This window comes from Mesorhizobium sp. ESP-6-2, assembly GCF_020164675.1.
In the GTDB taxonomy this organism is placed as follows: Bacteria; Pseudomonadota; Alphaproteobacteria; order Rhizobiales; family Rhizobiaceae; genus Mesorhizobium.
In genome coordinates, this window is sequence record NZ_JAIUGT010000011.1 from 68,899 (window position 1) to 87,706 (window position 18,808).

19 protein-coding genes and 1 pseudogene are annotated in these 18,808 nt (G+C 61.5%); 15 read left to right on the forward strand and 5 right to left on the reverse strand.

Translation table 11 applies throughout. The features are described from left to right. Window positions 1-103 precede the first annotated feature (103 nt). Genes LB532_RS24950 through LB532_RS25010 form a run of 13 tightly spaced genes read left to right on the forward strand, consistent with a single transcriptional unit; the run spans window position 104 to window position 12,796 of the window. Entirely contained in the window at window positions 104-1,006 is a 903-nt protein-coding gene (locus tag LB532_RS24950) for a lytic transglycosylase domain-containing protein (RefSeq protein WP_140644076.1), read from the forward strand. A gap of 11 nt (window positions 1,007-1,017) precedes the next feature. After that, on the forward strand, window positions 1,018-1,356 hold the full coding sequence (locus LB532_RS24955) for a TrbC/VirB2 family protein (protein ID WP_140644075.1): 339 nt from the start codon (window positions 1,018-1,020) through the stop codon (window positions 1,354-1,356). Window positions 1,357-1,359: 3 nt separating this feature from the next. Beyond that, window positions 1,360-1,659, forward strand: coding sequence for a type IV secretion system protein VirB3 (locus LB532_RS24960; protein ID WP_140644074.1), 300 nt, complete (start codon window positions 1,360-1,362; stop codon window positions 1,657-1,659). A 2-nt stretch (window positions 1,660-1,661) separates the two neighbouring features. Next, complete coding sequence (locus LB532_RS24965; protein ID WP_140644073.1) at window positions 1,662-4,076, forward strand: VirB4 family type IV secretion system protein; 2,415 nt, start codon at window positions 1,662-1,664, stop codon at window positions 4,074-4,076. Then, the gene (locus LB532_RS24970) at window positions 4,073-5,137 is read left to right on the forward strand and encodes a lytic transglycosylase domain-containing protein (RefSeq protein WP_140644072.1); all 1,065 of its coding nucleotides are present in this window, start codon (window positions 4,073-4,075) and stop codon (window positions 5,135-5,137) included. Before LB532_RS24965 ends, LB532_RS24970 begins: the two co-directional genes overlap by 4 nt. 11 nt (window positions 5,138-5,148) lie before the next feature. Beyond that, entirely contained in the window at window positions 5,149-5,844 is a 696-nt protein-coding gene (locus LB532_RS24975; protein WP_140644070.1) for a type IV secretion system protein, read from the forward strand. Then, complete coding sequence (locus LB532_RS24980; RefSeq protein ID WP_140644069.1) at window positions 5,841-6,062, forward strand: hypothetical protein; 222 nt, start codon at window positions 5,841-5,843, stop codon at window positions 6,060-6,062. The genes LB532_RS24975 and LB532_RS24980 overlap by 4 nt, the downstream gene beginning before the upstream one ends. A gap of 9 nt (window positions 6,063-6,071) precedes the next feature. Beyond that, a complete protein-coding gene (locus LB532_RS24985) occupies window positions 6,072-7,073 on the forward strand; it encodes a type IV secretion system protein (RefSeq protein WP_140644068.1) in 1,002 nt (333 codons plus the stop codon). Window positions 7,074-7,119: 46 nt separating this feature from the next. Further along, the gene (locus LB532_RS24990) at window positions 7,120-7,812 is read left to right on the forward strand and encodes a virB8 family protein (protein ID WP_140644066.1); all 693 of its coding nucleotides are present in this window, start codon (window positions 7,120-7,122) and stop codon (window positions 7,810-7,812) included. Further along, the gene (virB9, locus tag LB532_RS24995; RefSeq protein ID WP_140644064.1) at window positions 7,812-8,624 is read left to right on the forward strand and encodes a P-type conjugative transfer protein VirB9; all 813 of its coding nucleotides are present in this window, start codon (window positions 7,812-7,814) and stop codon (window positions 8,622-8,624) included. The genes LB532_RS24990 and virB9 overlap by 1 nt, the downstream gene beginning before the upstream one ends. Next, entirely contained in the window at window positions 8,624-9,838 is a 1,215-nt protein-coding gene (gene virB10, locus LB532_RS25000) for a type IV secretion system protein VirB10 (RefSeq protein WP_224557421.1), read from the forward strand. The genes virB9 and virB10 overlap by 1 nt, the downstream gene beginning before the upstream one ends. Beyond that, window positions 9,819-10,844, forward strand: coding sequence for a P-type DNA transfer ATPase VirB11 (gene virB11, locus LB532_RS25005; RefSeq protein ID WP_140642131.1), 1,026 nt, complete (start codon window positions 9,819-9,821; stop codon window positions 10,842-10,844). Before virB10 ends, virB11 begins: the two co-directional genes overlap by 20 nt. Further along, a complete protein-coding gene (locus LB532_RS25010) occupies window positions 10,841-12,796 on the forward strand; it encodes a type IV secretory system conjugative DNA transfer family protein (protein ID WP_140642133.1) in 1,956 nt (651 codons plus the stop codon). The genes virB11 and LB532_RS25010 overlap by 4 nt, the downstream gene beginning before the upstream one ends. A 544-nt stretch (window positions 12,797-13,340) precedes the next feature. Here LB532_RS25010 and LB532_RS25015 read toward each other — a convergent pair. Beyond that, window positions 13,341-13,916 carry a TetR/AcrR family transcriptional regulator gene (locus tag LB532_RS25015; protein WP_140642135.1) on the reverse strand — a complete coding sequence of 192 codons (576 nt, stop codon included), beginning with the start codon at window positions 13,914-13,916 and terminating at the stop codon, window positions 13,341-13,343. 72 nt (window positions 13,917-13,988) lie between these two features. On the opposite strand from LB532_RS25015, the gene LB532_RS25020 reads away from it, so the two are divergent. Beyond that, entirely contained in the window at window positions 13,989-14,519 is a 531-nt protein-coding gene (locus LB532_RS25020) for a dihydrofolate reductase family protein (protein WP_140642137.1), read from the forward strand. Between the two features lie 425 nt (window positions 14,520-14,944). Here the strand turns inward: LB532_RS25020 and LB532_RS25025 are convergent, their stop codons facing one another. The 4 genes from LB532_RS25025 to LB532_RS25040 form a co-directional block, all read right to left on the reverse strand. After that, window positions 14,945-15,124: a hypothetical protein gene (locus LB532_RS25025; RefSeq protein ID WP_140642139.1), complete on the reverse strand. Its 180-nt coding sequence runs from the start codon at window positions 15,122-15,124 to the stop codon at window positions 14,945-14,947. A gap of 329 nt (window positions 15,125-15,453) precedes the next feature. Beyond that, window positions 15,454-15,822, reverse strand: a complete 369-nt coding sequence (locus LB532_RS25030; RefSeq protein WP_181169451.1) for a hypothetical protein — start codon at window positions 15,820-15,822, stop codon at window positions 15,454-15,456. 40 nt (window positions 15,823-15,862) lie between these two features. Beyond that, complete coding sequence (locus tag LB532_RS25035; RefSeq protein WP_140642141.1) at window positions 15,863-16,459, reverse strand: DUF924 family protein; 597 nt, start codon at window positions 16,457-16,459, stop codon at window positions 15,863-15,865. Continuing rightward, window positions 16,456-17,367: an SDR family oxidoreductase gene (locus tag LB532_RS25040; protein ID WP_140642143.1), complete on the reverse strand. Its 912-nt coding sequence runs from the start codon at window positions 17,365-17,367 to the stop codon at window positions 16,456-16,458. The genes LB532_RS25035 and LB532_RS25040 overlap by 4 nt, the downstream gene beginning before the upstream one ends. A 112-nt stretch (window positions 17,368-17,479) precedes the next feature. Between LB532_RS25040 and LB532_RS25045 the strand changes: the two are divergent. Next, a pseudogene (locus tag LB532_RS25045) lies at window positions 17,480-18,450 on the forward strand (LysR family transcriptional regulator). Window positions 18,451-18,808: the final 358 nt, after the last annotated feature.

An 18,808-nucleotide genomic window follows, 5' to 3' on the forward strand; every position in this document is an offset into this window, starting at 1 on the left:
TTTCCGGTCCGTCGCGCAACAAAAAACAATATCGATTTGACATTCTTTTTTCCGTCGGTTACCGATTTGTCGAAATCGACCACCCGGCAGCAAGAGACCCAACATGGCTCATCGCTTGTCCAGATCGGCGAACCGTCGCCTGGTTGCCCTGCTGACCTCGGCCATCCTGACCTTATCCTGGACGCAGCCGTCGACCTGCTTAGCCGAAAGCCGTCAGCGCGCCCAACCTCGTACCGATCATGCGTCCGGATCGCCAGTGCAGGACAACGCTGCGATCGATGCGATTTTCGGCACCCGCTGGCCCAACGCGGCGAGGGAGTATGTGCTCGACCCGGACGGCAGCGTTCGTCAACCCAGGACTCCACACAACCGCGGTTTCGGCGTTGCGGAACCGGGGCCGACGGCGGCCATCTCACACGCGGCCAGGCATAGTCGGTTTGACTTTGTTCCAACCGAAGCCGCGACTCCAGATATCAGCGAATGCGCACCGTCTCGGCTGAGCTCGGATGAGGTCGCAAGGCTGGTGGCGCAAGCTGCCTCGAGACACGGCGTCGATGTGGATTTCGCGCTCGCGGTCGCCTCGGCCGAAAGCCGCCTCGACCGGGCCAGAAATTCTCCCAAAGGGGCACGTGGTCCAATGCAGCTGATGCCGGCGACCGCGGCCCGCCTCGGCGTCAGCGACATCTGCGATCCGGCCGACAACATCGATGGCGGCGTGCGGCTTTTGCGCGACCTGTTTGCCACCTACCGCAATCCGCTGATCGTCGCGGCCGCCTACAACGCCGGCGAGGCGAGTGTTCACGAACATGGCGGGGTTCCACCATTCCCGGAGACGGTCCGGTTCGTGGCCGAGGTCATCAACCGGCAGCTAAAGCTGCCAGGCCTCAAGCGGGAGACCGGCGGCGATGCCGCCGATCCTGGCATGGTCGGCAAGGCTACCGCTTTCATCGGAATGAACTCTACGGGCAAGCCGCGGCAATGGGTTGGCGGCGTCCTGCAATTCTAGCGGAGGAAGACATGAAGCAAGGTCTCTCGAGCACGCGCTCGACTTCAACGACGCGAACTGTCAGGGTCGCCATTGTCGTGGGCCTGTCCTTGTGTGCCGTTGCCGATCCGGCATTTGCCCAGACCTCCGGCGCTTTCGCGCCGCTCGAGACGGCGGTGCAGATGATCGTCGATTTCATAACCGGCCCATTCGGACGGTTGCTCGCCATCATCGCTGTCATCGGCCTTGGCTTCCTGGCCTTTGCCGGGCGCCTGTCGTGGTTCACCGCAGGCGCGGTGGTGATTGGCATCGGGCTGGTGTTCGGCGCGCCGGCAATCGTCGATCAGATGATATCGGCTGTCGGGAACTGAGCGATGCCTGACCGTTCCGAGGATAGGCCGCAACTGACACCCCTGGTCATCGGGCTCACCCGGCCGCCCATGATGTGGGGCGTGCCGCTCAACGCCTTCTACATCATCGTCGGCATGACGCTGATCGCATTCCTGGTGACCAGCAGTTTCTGGGCGGCGGCAATCGCGCCCGTCACCTACCTGTCCCTGTTTGCGCTCTGCAGCCGCGACGTCCGCATCCTCGATCTTGCCCAGACCGCAGGCCGCCGGACACCGCGCACACCAAACAGGCCGTTCTGGCAAACCAATTCATACGGTCCATGATCATGCTCAACATCGTCGCAGAAGAATTGGGCTTTGGACGTCAACGGCGTCGCGACAGACCAATGGCCATGCACGTGCCCTACATGCGCCACCTCTCCGACATGGTGATCGGTCTCGAAAGTGGAGCCCTGCTCAGCGTGATCAAGCTCGACGGCCTGTTCTTCCAGACCGAGGACCAGGCAGAGCTCAACATGCGCGCCAGCGTCCACAACACCATGATCCGGGCGCTTGGATCGAGCCGGTTTTCGCTCTGGTCGACGGTCATCCGCAGGCAAGTCGTTCCCACAATCGGCGGTTCGTTCTCGGACCCGTTTTGCGAGCTTATCAACAGTCGCTACATGGCCGAGCTCAAACAGAGGCGCATGTTCACCAACGAGCTTTACCTAAGCGTCGTGCGCGCACGTATGCGCGGGGCGTTGGGGGTGGCCGACACTCTGTCTGGCCTGTTCAACCGGCCGTCGGACAAGGAGAGGGAGGCACGGCGGGCTCGCGAGCGTGTCAACGAGCTGGAGGAAGTCGTCTCCAACATGACGCGCGAGCTGCTGAAATACGGAGCCCGTCCGCTTGGTATCGCCTACCGCGACGGCCAGCCCTATTCGGAACCCTGCGCCTTCTTCAACGCGCTTCTGACCTGCGGCGCATGCAGGCCGATGCGCCTGCCCCGCATGGCCATCCGCAACTATGTGGGCACGTCACGGCTGCACTTTTCCAGGAGAACCCTGCAGGCGCAGGGGCCAAGCGCGGCTGACAGCCGCTTCGGCGCCATCCTGTCGATTAAGGAGTACCCGCCTTTTTCGGGACCGGGAATGCTGGATGGGCTGCTGCAGGTCAATCATGAGTTCATCCTGACCCAATCCTTCACCATTGCCGACAAGCCGATCGCGCAGGAGCGGATCGCAAGATTGCAGCGGCAGATCCAGGCGTCCGACGAAGCGGGCAGCACGGTCGAAACCGACATCGATTTCGCCTTCAACAGCCTGGTGAACCAGGAAGCCGTGTTCGGCTATCACCATTTCAGCCTGATGTGCCTGGCGCGTGATCTGGCCGGTGTCGACAAATCCGTGTCGGAACTTGGTGCCTGCCTGACCGACATGAACATCAACTGGCTGCGCGAGGACCTCAACATGGAGGCCTCGTTTTGGGCGCAGCTGCCAGGCAACCATAGCTACATCGCCCGCGCCTCGATGTTGTCGAGCGCCAATTTCGCCGGCTTTTCGTCCATGCACAATTTCGCAACCGGCAGGGCGACGGGCAATCACTGGGGCTTGCCGATCTCGATCCTGGAGACGACGTCGCAGACGCCGTACTGGTTCAATTTCCACCAGCGCGACATCGGCCACTTCCTGGTCACCGGCCCAACCGGGTCGGGCAAGACCGTGGTGCTCAGTTTCCTGCTGGCACAGGCGCTTCGTATCTCGCCCGAGCCGCGCGCGGTGTTTTTCGATAAGGATCGCGGCGCCGAGATCTTCATTCGCGCGGTAGGCGGCAATTACGAGGTGTTGGAGCCCGGGGTCGCCACCGGATTCAATCCTCTGCAGATGGAGAACACGCCAACCAACCGCGAATTCCTGCTGCGGCTTTTGAAGGCGATGCTGCAACCCGCCGACGGCCGCGGCTTCTCGCAGGAGGAAGAGTACACGCTTGAAGCAGCGATCGGCCGGATCTGCCAGGAGCCCGCGCAACGACGCACCTTGGCCAATCTGTCCGGCCTGCTGATGGGGCGAGCGCGCTCCGATGCCAATGACCTCCAGTCGCGTCTCAGGCCCTGGTTCGAGGGCGAGAAGGGTTGGTTGTTCAACGCGCCGCGCGACGTGCTCTCGTTCTCGGGCAGCCGCGTTTTCGGTTTCGACATGACGCACGTCCTCGACAATGCGGAGGTGCGCACGCCGGCGTTGATGTACCTTTACCATCGGCTCGATGAACTGCTCACCGGCGATCCCGTCCTGATCTTCATGGATGAGGGCTGGAAGCTGTTGCAAGACCCGACCTTTTCGCGCTACATCGTCGACAAGATGAAGACGATCCGCAAGCTGAACGGCATCGTCGGATTCGGCACGCAGTCGGCAGCCGACATTGCCAGGGCGCCGCAGGCGCACACCCTCATCGAGCAGTCATCGACAAACCTGCATTTTCCCAATCCGCGCGCCGATGAAGAGAGCTATGTCGGCCGCTTCGGCCTGACCGCAAAGGAGTTCGCCTTCGTCAGGAATACGCCGCCCGAGCGGCGAACGTTCTTGATCAAGCATGGCAACGATTCCGTCATTGCCCGCCTCGATCTCTCGGCCATGCCCGATATCCTCAAGATCCTTTCAGGCCGCAAGGACACCGTCGAGGCATGTGCGGCGTTGCGCGAGCGCCTGGGCGACGATCCGGCGCTGTGGCTGCCGGAATTCTGTGGCTGGGAGCAATCCCGATGATCCGGCGTCTTCCCCTGCTGTTGATGCTCCTTGCCTCGCCCTCGGCCGCTGATGTCGCGACCATCGACCAGGCGGTGCTCGAAAGACGAAAGGATCGCAACGGCAACGTCGCCGCCATCGAAAAGGCCGATCGCGACCGCTACGGCATCAATGAGAGCATCACGTGCTCGATGTACCGGCCCGGTCGAAAGGACGATCCCGTCGCGGCCGCCAATGCCAATCCGTCCATAGCGGGCCTTGTCCGGCGCGTGGCGCGGGAGGAGGGCGTCGACGAGAACCAGTTCCTGGCCCTGGTCTACCAGGAAAGCAGGTTCAACCCGTGTGCAAGATCCGGCGTTGGCGCCATCGGGCTGGCACAGCTGATGCCAGGCACCGCAGCGGACCTGGGCGTCAACGCCTACAGCGTCGAGCAGAACCTGCGTGGCGGGGCGCGCTACTTCAAGCAACAGCTCAGGCGCTTCAACGGAAACGTCTCCTTGGCGCTGGCGGCTTACAATGCCGGTGCCGGCAATGTTGAAAAGTACGGCGGCATTCCGCCCTTCCGTGAGACGCAGACCTATGTCGCGGCCATTACGCAAAAGTGGCTCCCAGCCTTCGGCGGCTCCGACAAATCAGGCATTCCATTGAACTATGGCGGCACTGGCGGGGCCTATGAAGGCATGCGCATGGCGACGTTGAACGCCATGGCGGCGACCAGCGCCGCCGGCGATGGGTTGGGCGATGTCGCATCATGGTTCCAGCAGTTTGGGGCGGTCGAATCCGGCACACTCCAAGACAGTTGGGATCACAATTCCGGCGCCCGCAATGCCAATCTCGAGATGTTGAACCGCCTGATCCAATTGGGCGCGAGCCTCGCCGATCTCGTCAACTCCAACAACGCGGTGACGCTGAGCGACCTGTCGGGTGCGAGCCGTTCGGCAGACTACGCGAAACACGCTAATCGGCGGCCTACGAGCGCCGGCTTGTGCGACGTGCGCCCGGGTCTGACTTGGAGCGGCGAAGCTCAGGGCTGCGTGCAAAAGCGCGAACAGGACGACGACTTGCTGCTCAATGCGCAATAATGGAGGTTTCAATGCGTGCTCTTCTGCTTCTGGTCACGACGGCGATCGCCGTCACTTCAGCCAAGGCCGACATTCCGGTCATCGACAAGACGAACTATGCCGTTGCCAGGGACACCGCGGAGAAGACGGCAAGAATCCTCGACACCAACAGGGATATCCTGACCACCGTCGAAAAGACGTTGCAGGCCGTGACAGGGGATCGTGGCGGCGATGCCGGTCCGCTCAAGGACCTTGCGATCGGCAACGGCTTCAGCGTCTCTTCGGTACCCTCCTTCGACAGACTGCTCCAGAACGGTGTGCCCGATTTCGGCGCCATGGGACCGGAGATCGCGAAGGCCGCGACGGTGTTCATCAATGGCATGCAACTGGTGAAATCGCTTTCGGGCAAGCAGGGCAGTTCGCTCGCCAGCGACAGATCCTATGAGGAACTGGTCAAGACGGTGCTGGGCGTGTCGGCCCTGATTGCAGGCTCGCGACAGGCGATCGAGACGCGCCGCGCCGCGCTCGAACGCGCGGGGCAAGGGATTGGCCAGGCGCGGGACATCAAGGGCTCGATCGACCAGAATACGCAGTTGCAAGTCCAGACCGGCCTGACGCTCAACGAGATGATCGGTGTACTGAACAGTGCCGTCCAGTCGCTGCAGGCCGAGAACCAGCGCAAGCTGACCGACATCTCCAACACCAAGAAGGCGCTGACCTACGAATGAAGACGGTTCGACAGGGACTGATCGCCATGTGCGGGATCATGCTGCTTGCAGGATGCGGCACGGCCAAGGAGAAAACCGCGCCCTGCAAACGGCCGGCCAGTCTCATGAGCTACGCGGCGCCCGCTGCAGGTCTTGAATGCGGGCCGGTGCAGGCGGTCAATGGCGACGAAGGCGCGGCCTGGGCATTGATCCGCGATCTTCCTGCTCGACCGCAATAGGGGAAAACCGTGGACAATTTCATTGGCGAACTTCTCCAGCGCATCGATGCCTCCGGCGAGAATTTCTCCGAGCGCGCGTTCGATGCGCTAAGCAGAGACATCGAGCCGCTGCTTCGTCTGCTCTTCGTGCTGGTCGTCCTCTTTTACGGGGCTCAACTGGTTCTCGGCACAGCGAAGCTTAGCGCCGCGGAAGTCGTCGGCCGCATCGTCCGTGTCATGCTGATCCTGGTCCTGGCAAGCACCTGGTCGAATTTCCAGACGCTGGTCTATGACTGGATCACGAAGGTCCCGGAGGCAGCGGGACGCGCCATTCTGGCCGCGTCCGGCACGGGGGTGACGGAACCGAGCAATGGGCTATCGGAAATCTGGCAGACCGCCAATGTGGCCGCTTCGACATTTTCCGAACAGGCCGGCTATTTCTCGGTGCTGCCTGCGTTGATCGGGATGATCATCATGGCCTTCGCAGGGCTGTTCGTCTCCGTCGCCCTGGGAATCCTGGTGCTGGCAAAAGTGATCCTTTGGGTCCTGCTTGGGACGGCACCGGTGTTCATCGCCTGCATGTTCTTCGATGTGACGCGCCATTACGCGATCGGGTGGCTGAACCAGTCGCTGCTTTATGCGCTCATCCCGTTGTTCGTCTATGTGATCGCCGCCTTCCTGATCGCGGCCATGGCGCCGGAACTCACAAAGATCAATCAGTCCTCCGGCACTCGCGAACTGACACTGAGCGACCTTGGAGCCTTTGTGATGTTGTGCCTGGCCGGCAGCTTTGTCCTTTTCCAGATACAATCGCTGGCGCAAGGCATTGTCGGCGGACTTGCGATGCCCATCGGTCAACGCTCACGCGCGCTGACCGCCAGCGGGGTGCTGGCGGGACGCGTGGCGATCGCCAGTTCGGCCCGGCAAATGCAGGCCGCCAATCATCGCGTGCAGGCAAGGCTGCACAGCACTCAAACGCTGCCCCGCGAGGCCATGCAACGCGCCATCACCGCTAACGCGCAGACGCGATAGCGACCGACGCGGCGACAGACATCTCACCAAGGTTGCGACAGAAACCATGGCCCGAACCACCGACGAAAAGTTGCGATCCTACTTCCAGGATGGGGCTATCTGGGAGCACGAGATCGTCAAGCGCGCCAAACGCTCCAGCTGCATCGCGTGGACCATCGCGCTGATGTTTGCCGCCATCACAGCCCTTGCCCTGCTGGCGCTGGTGCTGATGCTGCCGCTGAAGAGCTTCGAACCGTATCTGGTGGAGGTGGACAAGAACACCGGCTACATCGAAGTGAAGTCGGGACTGACGCGGGTCTCGAATCTCACCGATCAGGAGGCGGTCACGCAGGCCAATGTGGTGCGCTACATCCGCAACCGCGAGGGTTATGATCCCTTTGCCATTGACGAATATTTCGGGATCGCAGCCCTCTTGTCGACGGGCGAAGCGGCCCACGACCTGCAAACGCAGTTCAGCGCCGCCAACCCGCAAAATCCGGCAAAGCTCTATGGCCGGTTGCAGCGGGTTATGGTCGACATCAAATCCGTCAGCTTCCCCAATGCCAGCACGGCCATCGTGCGCTTCTCGACGACCCAAAAGAGCGAGACGGAATCCATCGACAGGCATTGGATCTCAGTGGTGAGGTTTCGCTATACCGAGACGCCGCTGAAGAACGAATGGCGCTTTGAAAACCCGCTAGGCTTCCAGGTCTACAGCTACCGTCGAGACCAGGAAACGGTGACATCGGGCGTCGAATGATGGCGAGCAATGTTGTCGCCTTCGCATCGCTGATCCTGGCCGGGCTGACCGCTCCCGCGCTGGGGGCGCAGACGCCGAAGGGCGGCCGGCTGGACGCGCGTGTCACCAGCGTCACCTATCAGGAAAACAACGTCGTCCAGGTGTTTGCCACCTACGGCATATCGACCATGATCGTGTTCGACGAGGACGAGAAATTCGAGACCATATCGCTCGGCGATACCGAAAGCTGGCAGGTGGTGCCGGCCGAGAAGGGCAACATCCTCTTCCTGAAGCCGATCGCCCGGAACGTGACGACGAACATGAACGTCGTCACCAGCAAACGCATCTACTTTCTGGAACTGCATGACAGCGCTCCAGACAAGGGCAGGCAGGTCTTCGCCATCCGTTTCACTTATCCGGACAAGAAGCTGAACGCGGCGCTGAGGCAGGAAGCCGAGCAGCGCGCCGCCTGGCCCAGCATCGCGGCCATCGACAAGGCCAACGTCAATATCGACTACTCATTTTCAGGCGATGCGCGGCTGAAACCATCGTTGGTCTTCGATGACGGGAAAAAGACCTTCTTCCGTTTTGGCGGGCGTGCTCCGGCGATCTTCGCGGTCAACTCCGATTTCTCCGAGACGCTGAGGAATTTCCGCAAGGAGGGCGAGTATATCGTGGTCGACGGCGTGGCCACCCAATTCACGCTGCGCGACGGCAATCAGTGGATCTGCATCTTCAACCTGGGAAAGCCCGATTTCGGCGCCGCCGATCCGGATGTCCTCGGCCCCGCGCAGGATGGTGAGGCCACGATCCGCAGGGGGAGCGGCAATTGATCCAGCGCAGTCCCGAACTGGAGGCTTTGGCCGGCGCAGACGATCCCGCTGTTGGCGACGCCTCGGTGCGGCGCAAGCAGCTTGCCGGCGGTCTCGTCTTGATGCTCTTTGGTCTGTTTGCGGCCTACTTTGTCCTGGCCGGCCGCGGGCCTGCTCAGCGCAGCGTGGTCGCCGACGACGAGCAATTCTCCACAATGGGCTTTCGGCCTCCTTCTTTCATGCGCGAGCATGACCAGCCAGCCAAGCCGGCCGCGCCCGAAGTGATTCAGTTGCCGCCACCCCCGCCACCCCCGCCGCCGACAGAGCCAGAGTCCTCGACAATGCAGTTCACTGTTCCGCCGCCATCGCCTGCGGTCTCCCCAGCCGAGGCCGCCGCGCCTCAAGATGAGTTTCCGAAACGCTTTCGATCCAACATGGTCGTCTTTGACGACGAAGGCTCAGGCCGCGATCAAGAAAGTTCAACAGCCGAGATGGGGCAGAGACCCGTGGTCGCCGGTGAGGACCGCAACAGCAAGTTCCTGGCGGCCGCCGCCAGCATCGGTGATCGGTCGGCAAGGGCCAGGAAAATTCCCCGCATCGACGCGCTGGTGGCGGAAGGCTCCCTCATCCCAGGTATTCTGGAAACGGCGATCGTCAGCGATCTGCCAGGTCAAATCCGCGCCATCGTCGCCGACAATGTCTATTCGTTCGATGGCAGGCGTATCCTCATTCCCCTTGGCACGCGCCTCATCGGCGAATATCAGTCGGAAGTCATCCGCGGTCAAAAGCGCATTTTCGTCATCTGGACGCGATTGCTTCGCGATGACGGTGTCAGTATTCGGTTGAACTCGATGGGCGCCGACAGTGTTGGCCGCTCGGGCCTTACCGGCCGCGTCGACACCAAATTTCGTGAACGCTTTGGCGCAGCCATTCTGCTGTCGATCGTAGGCGGGGGCGCAAGCTATCTGGCCGGCTATGGCAGCCAGGCAGCTACGAGCGGAAGCGACGATGGGCCCCGCGCCGAAGATCTTGCCCGCGCCACTATTGCCCAGACGTTCTCCGACATGGCCAATCAGACGCTTGGCGAGAGCCTGAAAATTCCACCGACGATCAGCGTGCCGCAAGGCGAGCGCATATTCGTGTTCGTGCGCCAGGACCTCGATTTTTCAGCCCTCTACGACGACCCGGTCTCAGAAGCGTTGAAGGAAATTCGTCATGAGCGTGGCTTCAACTGAGCCTGCCAACAATGACCAACACTACTTTCTCTACCGGTCTCTCGAACCGTTGAAGCACCTGCTGGCCGACCCGAGCGTGGTTGAGATCTCGATCAACAAGCCCGGCCATGTCTATGTCGAGCGGCTAGGTGCCCGCCACATGGAATTCCACGACATTCCAAGCCTCACCACCGGTGACATCGTCAATATGGGCGAACGGGTCGCGGCTGCGACGAACCAATTCATCAGCTCCGCCAACCCGATTTTGGGCGCCGCGCTTCCGTCGGGAGAACGCATCCAGTTCGTGTTGCCGCCAGCGGCTCCCGATGGCGGCGCGGTTTCAATCCGCAAGCAGGTCGTAGGCGACTTCACGCTCGAGGACTACCGCGACGAGGGCGCGTTCGGTCAGGTTTCGGTGGCGATCGCTGGCAGGAGCAGCGCCGATCGCGCCATGATCGAGCTTCTGTGCAGGGACGACATTTATGGCTTTATCCGTGCGGCAATCGCGAGCCGTGTCTCCATTCTGATCAGTGGCGGAACGTCAAGCGGCAAGACCACATTTTTGAATGCCTGCCTGAAAGCCGTGGACCGGCGCGAGCGCTTGATCACGCTGGAAGATACGCGCGAGCTGTCTCCGCCTCAGCCAAACACGGTTCATCTGCTTTCATCCAAAGGCGACCAGGGCACAGCCGCCGTGACCATCCAGAACCTGCTCGAGGCCTCACTGCGCATGCGGCCGGACCGCCTTTTTGTCGGAGAGGTGAGGGGAGCGGAGGCGTTTTCGTTCCTGCGCGCGATCAACACGGGCCATCCAGGCTCGATGTCGACCGTCCATGCCGACACGCCCCGCGGTGCCTATGAACAGCTTGCCATGATGGTGATGCAATCAGGCCTGTCCGCGGCCTACCCGAAGGCTGATCTGATCTCCTACATCCGTAGCGTTATTCCAATCGTCATCCAGCTTCGACGCGATGGCGGTCGACGCGGTGTATCGGAACTATATTTTTCCAGAATGAGCCGATCATGACGGGCTCCTTGCGCATCGCCTACGTCATCTTCTGCCTCGCGATTGGCTGTGTCATCTGGCTGCTGGCCTACGGTTTGGCACTCCAGATCCAATATGGCGACGGCCGCATCCTCAAAGCAACGGTGACATCCAATCCGCTGGCCGCGCTCCAGCAACTGTCCCGCTATCCCGAGAATCTGGTGTTGCGGCGTATTGGCCTGGGAGCAGGCCTTGTTTCGCTCATCGCCGCCGGATCGATTGCCGCTCTGGGGTTGCGATCTGTCTCTGAACCGCTTGGCGATGCTGGCTTCCAACACACCTTCTCGCTTCGGCGCCGCAAGTGGTTCCGAGGTAGCGGATACATTCTTGGACGCTACGGTCGCTATATCCTTCGCGTCCAAGATGAGCGTCATCATCTGGTCATCGGACCGACCCGCTCGGGCAAGGGAACATGCTACGTCATTCCAAATGCACTCGCCCACCAAGGGTCGATGATCGTCACCGACCTGAAAGGCGAGATCTTCCGCTCCACGGCCGGCTACCGAAAGGCAAAGGGGAACCAAGTGTTCCTGTTTGCGCCAGGCAGCGACAGAACACATCGCTACAATCCGCTCGACTTCATCAGGCCCGACCGCGGCGACCGGACGACCGACATCCTCAACATCGCCAGCATTCTTGTTCCCGAGAGCGTGGAATCGGAGAACGCGATCTGGCAGGCCACCGCCCAATTGGTGCTGGCGGGCGCGATCAGTTACGTGACAGAGAGCGACGTCTACCGCGACCGGCGCAACCTTGGCGAGGTGACATCCTTCTTCAACAGCGGCGTCAATCTCCAGGCCTTGATGGTCTTCATCAAGGAAAAGGAAGGCAATCTGTCGCGGTTCACGGTCGAAAGCTTCAATGCCTATATCGCGCTCTCGGAGCGCGCTGCCGCGTCCGCCCTGCTGGACATCCAGAAGGCGCTGCGGCCCTTCCGCAACGAGCGCGTTGTCGCCGCCACCACGGTCACCGACATGGACCTTCGCGCTCTGAAGCACCGCCCGATCTCGATCTATCTTGCCCCCAACATCACCGACGTCGCCATGCTGAAGCCGCTGCTGTCACTCTTCGTTCAGCAGACCCTCGACACGCTTCTGCTGGCGCAGGATCCGAAATCCTTGCCGATCTATTTCCTGTTGGACGAGTTTCGGCAGCTGAGAAAGGTTACCGAGATCACGAGCAAACTGCCCTACGTGGCCGGCTATAACATAAAAATGGCGTTCATCATCCAGGACATCAAGAACCTCGACGAAATCTACGGCGAGACCTCGCGTCACTCCTTAATGGGAAACTGCGGCTATCAGCTTGTCCTTGGCGCCAACGATCAGGTCACTGCCGAATATGTTTCAAAGGCGCTTGGCAGAAGAACGGTTCGCTACAGGACCGAATCGCACAGCATCGAGCTCATGGGCCTTCATCGCCGGACCAAGGTCGAGCAAGTGCGAGAACGTGACCTGATGATGCCACAGGAGGTAAGGCAAATGCCTGCCGGCAAGATGATTGTGCTGGTGGAAGGGCAGAGGCCAATTCTGGCCGATAAGCTGCGGTTCTTTGCAACTGCACCGTTCGCAAAGATGGAAAGGTTCTCCAGATCCAACCTCCCCTATGTACCGGCGGTCGAGTTCCTCCCCCGAATGGGTGTCCCGGCGACCCAGGGCATCGATTCGAAGGTCGAGATGTCGGAGGTTCACGTCACCGCAGGTTTCGGCGCACCGCAGACGACAGCCTCGTCCAAGGCTGCAAAGCCAAGTGAGATACTACTCGCCTCCAAGCCGGCGATAGAGGCTCGTTTCGCCGCTGCGGCGCAAAGACTGAAGGGATTGACGACCAAAGCTGTCGAGAACGGCGACGACAAGAGGGAACGCGATTGGTCGCTCATCTTTGATGAAGTCGTCCCTGACGACCCCGATGTTGGTGAGGAGGAGAACGCATGAGCAAGGCCCATGGGAGCTCGAATAGAGGCGGCGAGATATTGCTTCAGGAGATGGCAATGGGACTCAGGCAATATTCCGACACGGACTTTTCGCTCCTCGAAAGATCGCGGCTACGCTCCAAACGACCAGTGAGGAAGTGGCTCGTACGGCTGGCTTCCCTCCGGCGGCTCGGCTAAGCCAAGGACCTATGCCTTAGCAAGTCAAACCCTCGGATAGTTCGTTGTTCCTACATGGTCGACAAGAAGCGCCGGCCAACATTCAACCACTGCACGGTTGGTCCTTACGCATGCCCGACGTTGGACCGGTTTCAGCTATAAGCCTTGCGGTCTGAACCACCGGACATCGACATTTTACGCCAGAACCCGCCTGTCCGCATTCGGTCCCTTGCCGATATGGCTGCTATGCGCCGCACTTCAGACGTTGAGATCGGCGATGCAAATTGCCAAAAGCTGACGTCCTTGGCGCATCCCTTCGGACTACAGGTGGGCCGAAACAACAGAGATCGCTTGCTACGAAACAGCGCTGCGGATTCCGGCGCGACGTTCTAGACCTGCGTCTCGCGTGTAAGCATCACCTCGCACCATTCGCGCAGTTCGCGTCCGATGACGCTTGCGGGATCTCCCTCTCGCGAAAAAGCCCACCAGAGCTGCGCTCCCTGCCACTGGCTCGCCATCAGCCGCCCGAGGACCTGTTGGCATGCAGGATCGTCCGTCAACCGGCGGCCCAATGCCAGGGCCAGCACCTTGCCCCAGTGCAAACCCCGCGCCCGCAGGAGCGGATCGCGCATGTCTTCGCGCAGGATCAGCAGACTCTCTCCATAGGTAGCTGCGTCCTCGCCTGCCGGAAACATGGCGAGAAGCATTGCCACCGCTCCATCGGGGTTGACTTCGGCCGTTGCGTCGAGCTCGCCAGTCTGCGCATCAAGCTTGTCCCATGCCCGCAGTAGAGAGGCACGCAGAAACTCGGCCTTGGTCGGATAGCGCTGAACCAGGGTCGCGGCTGAAAGCCCTACCTCGTTGCCCACTGACGCGAACGTCACCGCACCCGGCCCCCCGCGCGTCATCACCGCTAGGGCCGCGTCAAGGATGGCCTCGTCAGTGACCGTTTTATGCCGTGACAATCGATGGCCTCCCCCCATTGTAAACGAACATTCATTTATGTATCAAGCCCATCCTACACGCGGAGACTCTTCATGGCCAGAATTGTCGGATACATCGCCGTAAGCCTCGACGGTTTCATCGCTACGGAGGAAGGCAGTCTAGACTGGCTGTTCAAATATGACGACCCCGAGTTCGGTGGCGAGCACCACTACCGCTTCTTCACCAAGCGCATCCGCACGGTGGTGATGGGGCGCGCCACCTATGACTGGATCGCCAGGGATCCGAGCGAGTGGACCTATGGTAACCAGCGGGTGATCGTGGTGACTTCGCGCCAGATCAAAAATCCCAAGGGTCTGCTCGAAACGCGGAGCGACGTAAACGCGCTCATCAAGGAACTGCGTGCGCTCGACGACGGCGACGTCTGGATGCTAGGCGGCGGCAGACTGCAGATGACCTTCATGGAGCGTGGCGCCCTCGACGAGATCGAGATCTACATCATTCCCGAGATCATCGGCGGAGGCGTCACGCTTTTCCCGCCGACGGGCTTCAAGGCCTCGCCCACCCTGATCTCCGCCAAGGACATTGGCCAGGGGTGCGTGCGCCTGCACTACGGGTTTGCGTGACATCCCGCAGGCCGCGGCATTGAGGGGTCGGTCGGCGAGCGTTCGTTGCCTGTCCGAACTCTATTTCGCAGCAGACGCCGTTACCTGACATCCACCTGGTGCCCGGCCGCGAACGTGTGCCCTTGCCAAGGCAGGCTTCACGGTCGCACTGGCGACTTCTTGTTCCGAGGCAAATCGGTTTCTCAAGGGCCACACGCCCTCCGCCGCAGTCGTGGACGTCAGGCTCCCGGATGGCGAGTGCCATGAGGCAGCGAAACCGCTGGGACCACGGCGTACCATTCGTGGTCTATACCGGCTTGGGCGCCGACGACATGCACGAAGCCTTTTCTCGTGGAGTTACGCTGTTGAAGCCAACCGAGCCGGCAGAAGTGCCTCAGCTTCAAGGGGATGACCGCCGGGCGACAACAGAAGATGACCGGATAAGCTTAGCGCAAGCGTTGCCGGAGCAGCAGCCGCGCCTCACCGTGCAGGGAATTGCGATCGGTGCCGATCAGGCGGATAAGCTCGCGCGCCTGGTCCTCGGTAATGCCTGTTTCCCGGACAGTGGACCGTGCCAGGGGTTCATTCATGGCCACACGCTTACGGTCGTCCTTGTCGTCGCCCATGGTAGCATCCGGCTACAACCTGTGACTCCGGGGCTTGTTCCTGGAAAGTCCGGCCATCCTTGTCGGGTGTGTTTGAGCAGCAGCTTAGGTGGCGGCTCAATGTTTCGCTTTCAGGGTCCGGGCCTCCCGCAGCAACGACGACCGGTCAGTTCCCACCATGTTGATGAGGTCGCCGGCCTGCGGTTCGGTGAAGGCCGCGAACGCGATCGCCGTTGGAACGGAAGCGTGTGAGGGGAGCATCGGTGCATAAGAGGCGGTCGATGCCGCCATTAGCGTGGGAATACCTGACCTGCCCCTATCATCGAAAGCGCCATTCGCGCTGCTCCCCACTAGAATGGCGGGCTTTTGATCCCGCCGCAGGTGAGACTCCACAGTCGTCCCAGATGACTCGGGCCGGGGGCTTCTCGAAAGCGCCGACCGGAGCGGCCGCCAGAGAGGAGGTGTTGGCATTTTTCAGAGCCTCTTGTGAGTCCGGCCCGTCTGAGTTTGACGGAAAAGTTCGACCAGGCGTCAGCATTGATCGACAGCAGAGCCAGTTCCATCAGGATAAGTGGCAGGCTGCCGATGGGGGTGCCGTAGATGACAAAGCACGGACAGCTCAGCACCGCCGGGATGCGTAGCCACAGCATGGCTTTCATCGAATAGGTGAGAATGGTGAAGAAGCTTCCGAGGAAGCCGATCGCCTCGGTCCAGATCATGATCATGTCTCCTCGGTTGAGTGAAGCCGGCCAGCCTTGGTCAGCCGGCGAACCCGCCGTCATCGAGAAAGCGCTGCTCCTCCGGCCGCATTTGGCGCCCGAGGATCGCGTTGCGGTGCGGGAACCGTCCAAACCCGCGTACGATATCGCGGTGGTGTTCGGCGCGTATCGTGTCGGCGGGTCCGATCTCGCGTGACAGTGCCACGGAACGGTCCTGGTCGGCCAGGTTTTCGGAATGCGCGAAGGGCAGCGCGAAGAACAGCCGCCACGATGGGTGCACCTCGTGCTGGAATCCGGCATCGACGGCCTCCGCCGCGATACGGCGAGCCTTCTTGTCCGTCGCATACATGCGCGGCGTGCCACGAAACGCATTGCGCGGGAACTGATCCAGCAGCACCAGCAGCGCCAATGCGCCATATGGCGTCGCCGCCCAGTCGTCGCAGTCGCCGCGCGCCGCAGCTTCGTGCAGCGGCAGGAAGCGCTCGCGAAAGACGCGATCGAAAGCCGCGTCCTTGGCGAACCACATTGTGGGGCCCACCAGCCACCAGAAGTCGATGACTTCGGCGGCATCGTGGGGCACATTGTCGAACCCGGACGAATTCTTCCGGTTCTGGTTCTTGATCGCCTGCATGATCATGCCGCCTTCACGGTGCTGGCCAGTGCCGGCCAGTCCTGAGCCTTGGCCCAGTCTGCGAACGGCGTCGGCTTGATGGGCAGCACGCTGATCGTCTCACGCAGATCGACAGCCAGAAGCGTCGAGCGCTGCCGGTGAAGCCAGGCATAGTGGGCGACGACCTGATCGGCCGATTTTTTGCCGAGCATCGCCGTCAGGCCGGTGGCAAAGTCCCCCAGTGGAACCGGATAGTACTCGATGTCGCGGCCGAGAATGTCTGACAGGATATCGGCCATCTGTGGCCCGGTCAGAGCCTCGGGTCCTCCGATGTCGAAGCTTGCGCCCGCGAGCTCTGGCCGCCGCATCGCCTCGACGACATAAGCCGCCATGTCTCCCCAGGAGATCCACGATGTCTGGAAGTCCGCCAGAAGCGGATAGGCGAATATGCCGTGGTGCATGATCGCAGGCGCGCTCCATGGTGCGGCGACATTGCTCATATAGAGCGTCGGCTTGAGGATGATCGACGGCAGGCCGGAAGCCTTGATGGTGTCGATGAGTGCCATCTTGGCGTCCATCAGCGCCGTGCTGGAGTGCCTGGAGACATGGCCACTGGTGTTGAATACCATCAGCTTGACGTCCGCCTCCAGTGCCGCGTCGACCATGTTGCGGCCGTAGCTGAGAATTTCCTCGGGGCCGGCATTGAGCGGCAGCGTCAGCGCCACGGCATCGGCGCCAAGGCAGGCGAGGCCGAGGCGGCGGGCGTCAGCGAGGTCGCCGCGCACAATGTTGACGCCGTCGCCAAACGGGTCGGGCGAGCCTTTGCGTAGAAGGACGCGCACGGTGGCGCCTGCGGCCCGGCAGGCTTGCACGATGGCTGATCCCTGGGCGCCGCCGGCGCAGGTGACCAGAATTGAACGGGGGAAGTCAGGCATGAGTTTGCTCCTCGGTGGATGGTATCTTGCGGAGCCCGGCAGGACCGCCTCCGCTGCGACCAGCCAATTCGCAACTTTACTCTGTTGAATCCAGTGATATGATTTCAGGAATATGCTGAACCAAATTGATCTAGCCCGCGCCGATCTAAATCTGCTGGTCTTGTTCGAGACCGTCATGGAAGAGCGCCATGTCGGTCGCTCGGCGGAGCGGCTGAGCCTGTCGCCATCGGCCGTCAGCCACGGGCTTGGACGGCTGCGCTCCTTGCTGGGCGATCCCCTGTTCCTGAAGACGCCGCGCGGCGTTGTTCCCACCGACCGGGCCACGGAACTGGCGGCACCCGTGGCCGAGATTCTGGCGCGGGTACGGTCGGTGATTTCGAGCGCCGAGCCATTCGACGCCTCCCGCTCCACGCGCCGCTTCGTCATCGGCGCGCCGGACGGGGCCTCGTCCGTGTTCCTGCCGCCGCTACTCGCCCAAGTGGGCCGGGAAGCGCCTGGCATCGACATCAGCATCCGGCAATTGCTGCCCCGGCACGGTGAGCCATCGCCGGTTCTGGCCTGGCGCGACGCCATCGTCGAGCTTGAATCACGCACAATGGATCTTGCCGTCGTTCCGTTCGACGACTTCCCGATGCGTTTTGTGGTTGACACGATCTATGAGGAAGATTTCGTCATCGCTATGCGTGCGGGCCACTCTTTCGCCAGCGATCCGAGCCTCGAAAATTATTGCGCCATGCAGCACCTGGTCGTGTCGAGCGCGGGCGATCCAAAGGGTTTTGTCGACAAGGTGCTGTCGGAGCGAGCGCTGTCGCGGCGGGTCGCGCTGCCGTTCCGAACTTCATGTTCGGATTGGCGGTGCTCGCCGAATCGGATCTGATCTCAGCCTACCCGCGCCGCTTCGTCGCCATGCACGCCAGCCGTTTCGGCGTGGTGGGTATCGATGCGCCGATCGCGCTCGGCAACTTCAAGATGAACAGCATCGTGCCAAAGGTCGCTATGATGGATGCGGGCCTAGCCTGGCTTGTTGGTCTACTCAAAGGCACCGGACAAGCTGTCCTCGGTACTGCTGTACTGTCGGGCTAGGCAGAGTCGTGCCGCGGAACCGCTAGCGAAGGTCACCTTAGGGTCAGGAATGCCGGCCAATGTCGGCTTCCAAGAATCAATTCGACTCCGAAAGGTCTCGAAAGGTCAGGTCACGACGACGCTCACACCAACCTGAATGTCCGCTCTTTAATATTCGCGGCCCGAAGCTGCCGGTCCACTCTCGTGAAGAGTTTCGGGCGCCGGCAGGCGTACGAAAGTCCCCGAGGAAGGAACCCGCGGGCCACAGTCGATGGCTATGGGGATTTTTGATTTCGGCTGATGTCGGCGAGGGCGCGACCGCCGCCGGCAAGCGCCGGGATGGATGCGGATAGGCCTCTTCGTTGCGCGCCTCCGCGCG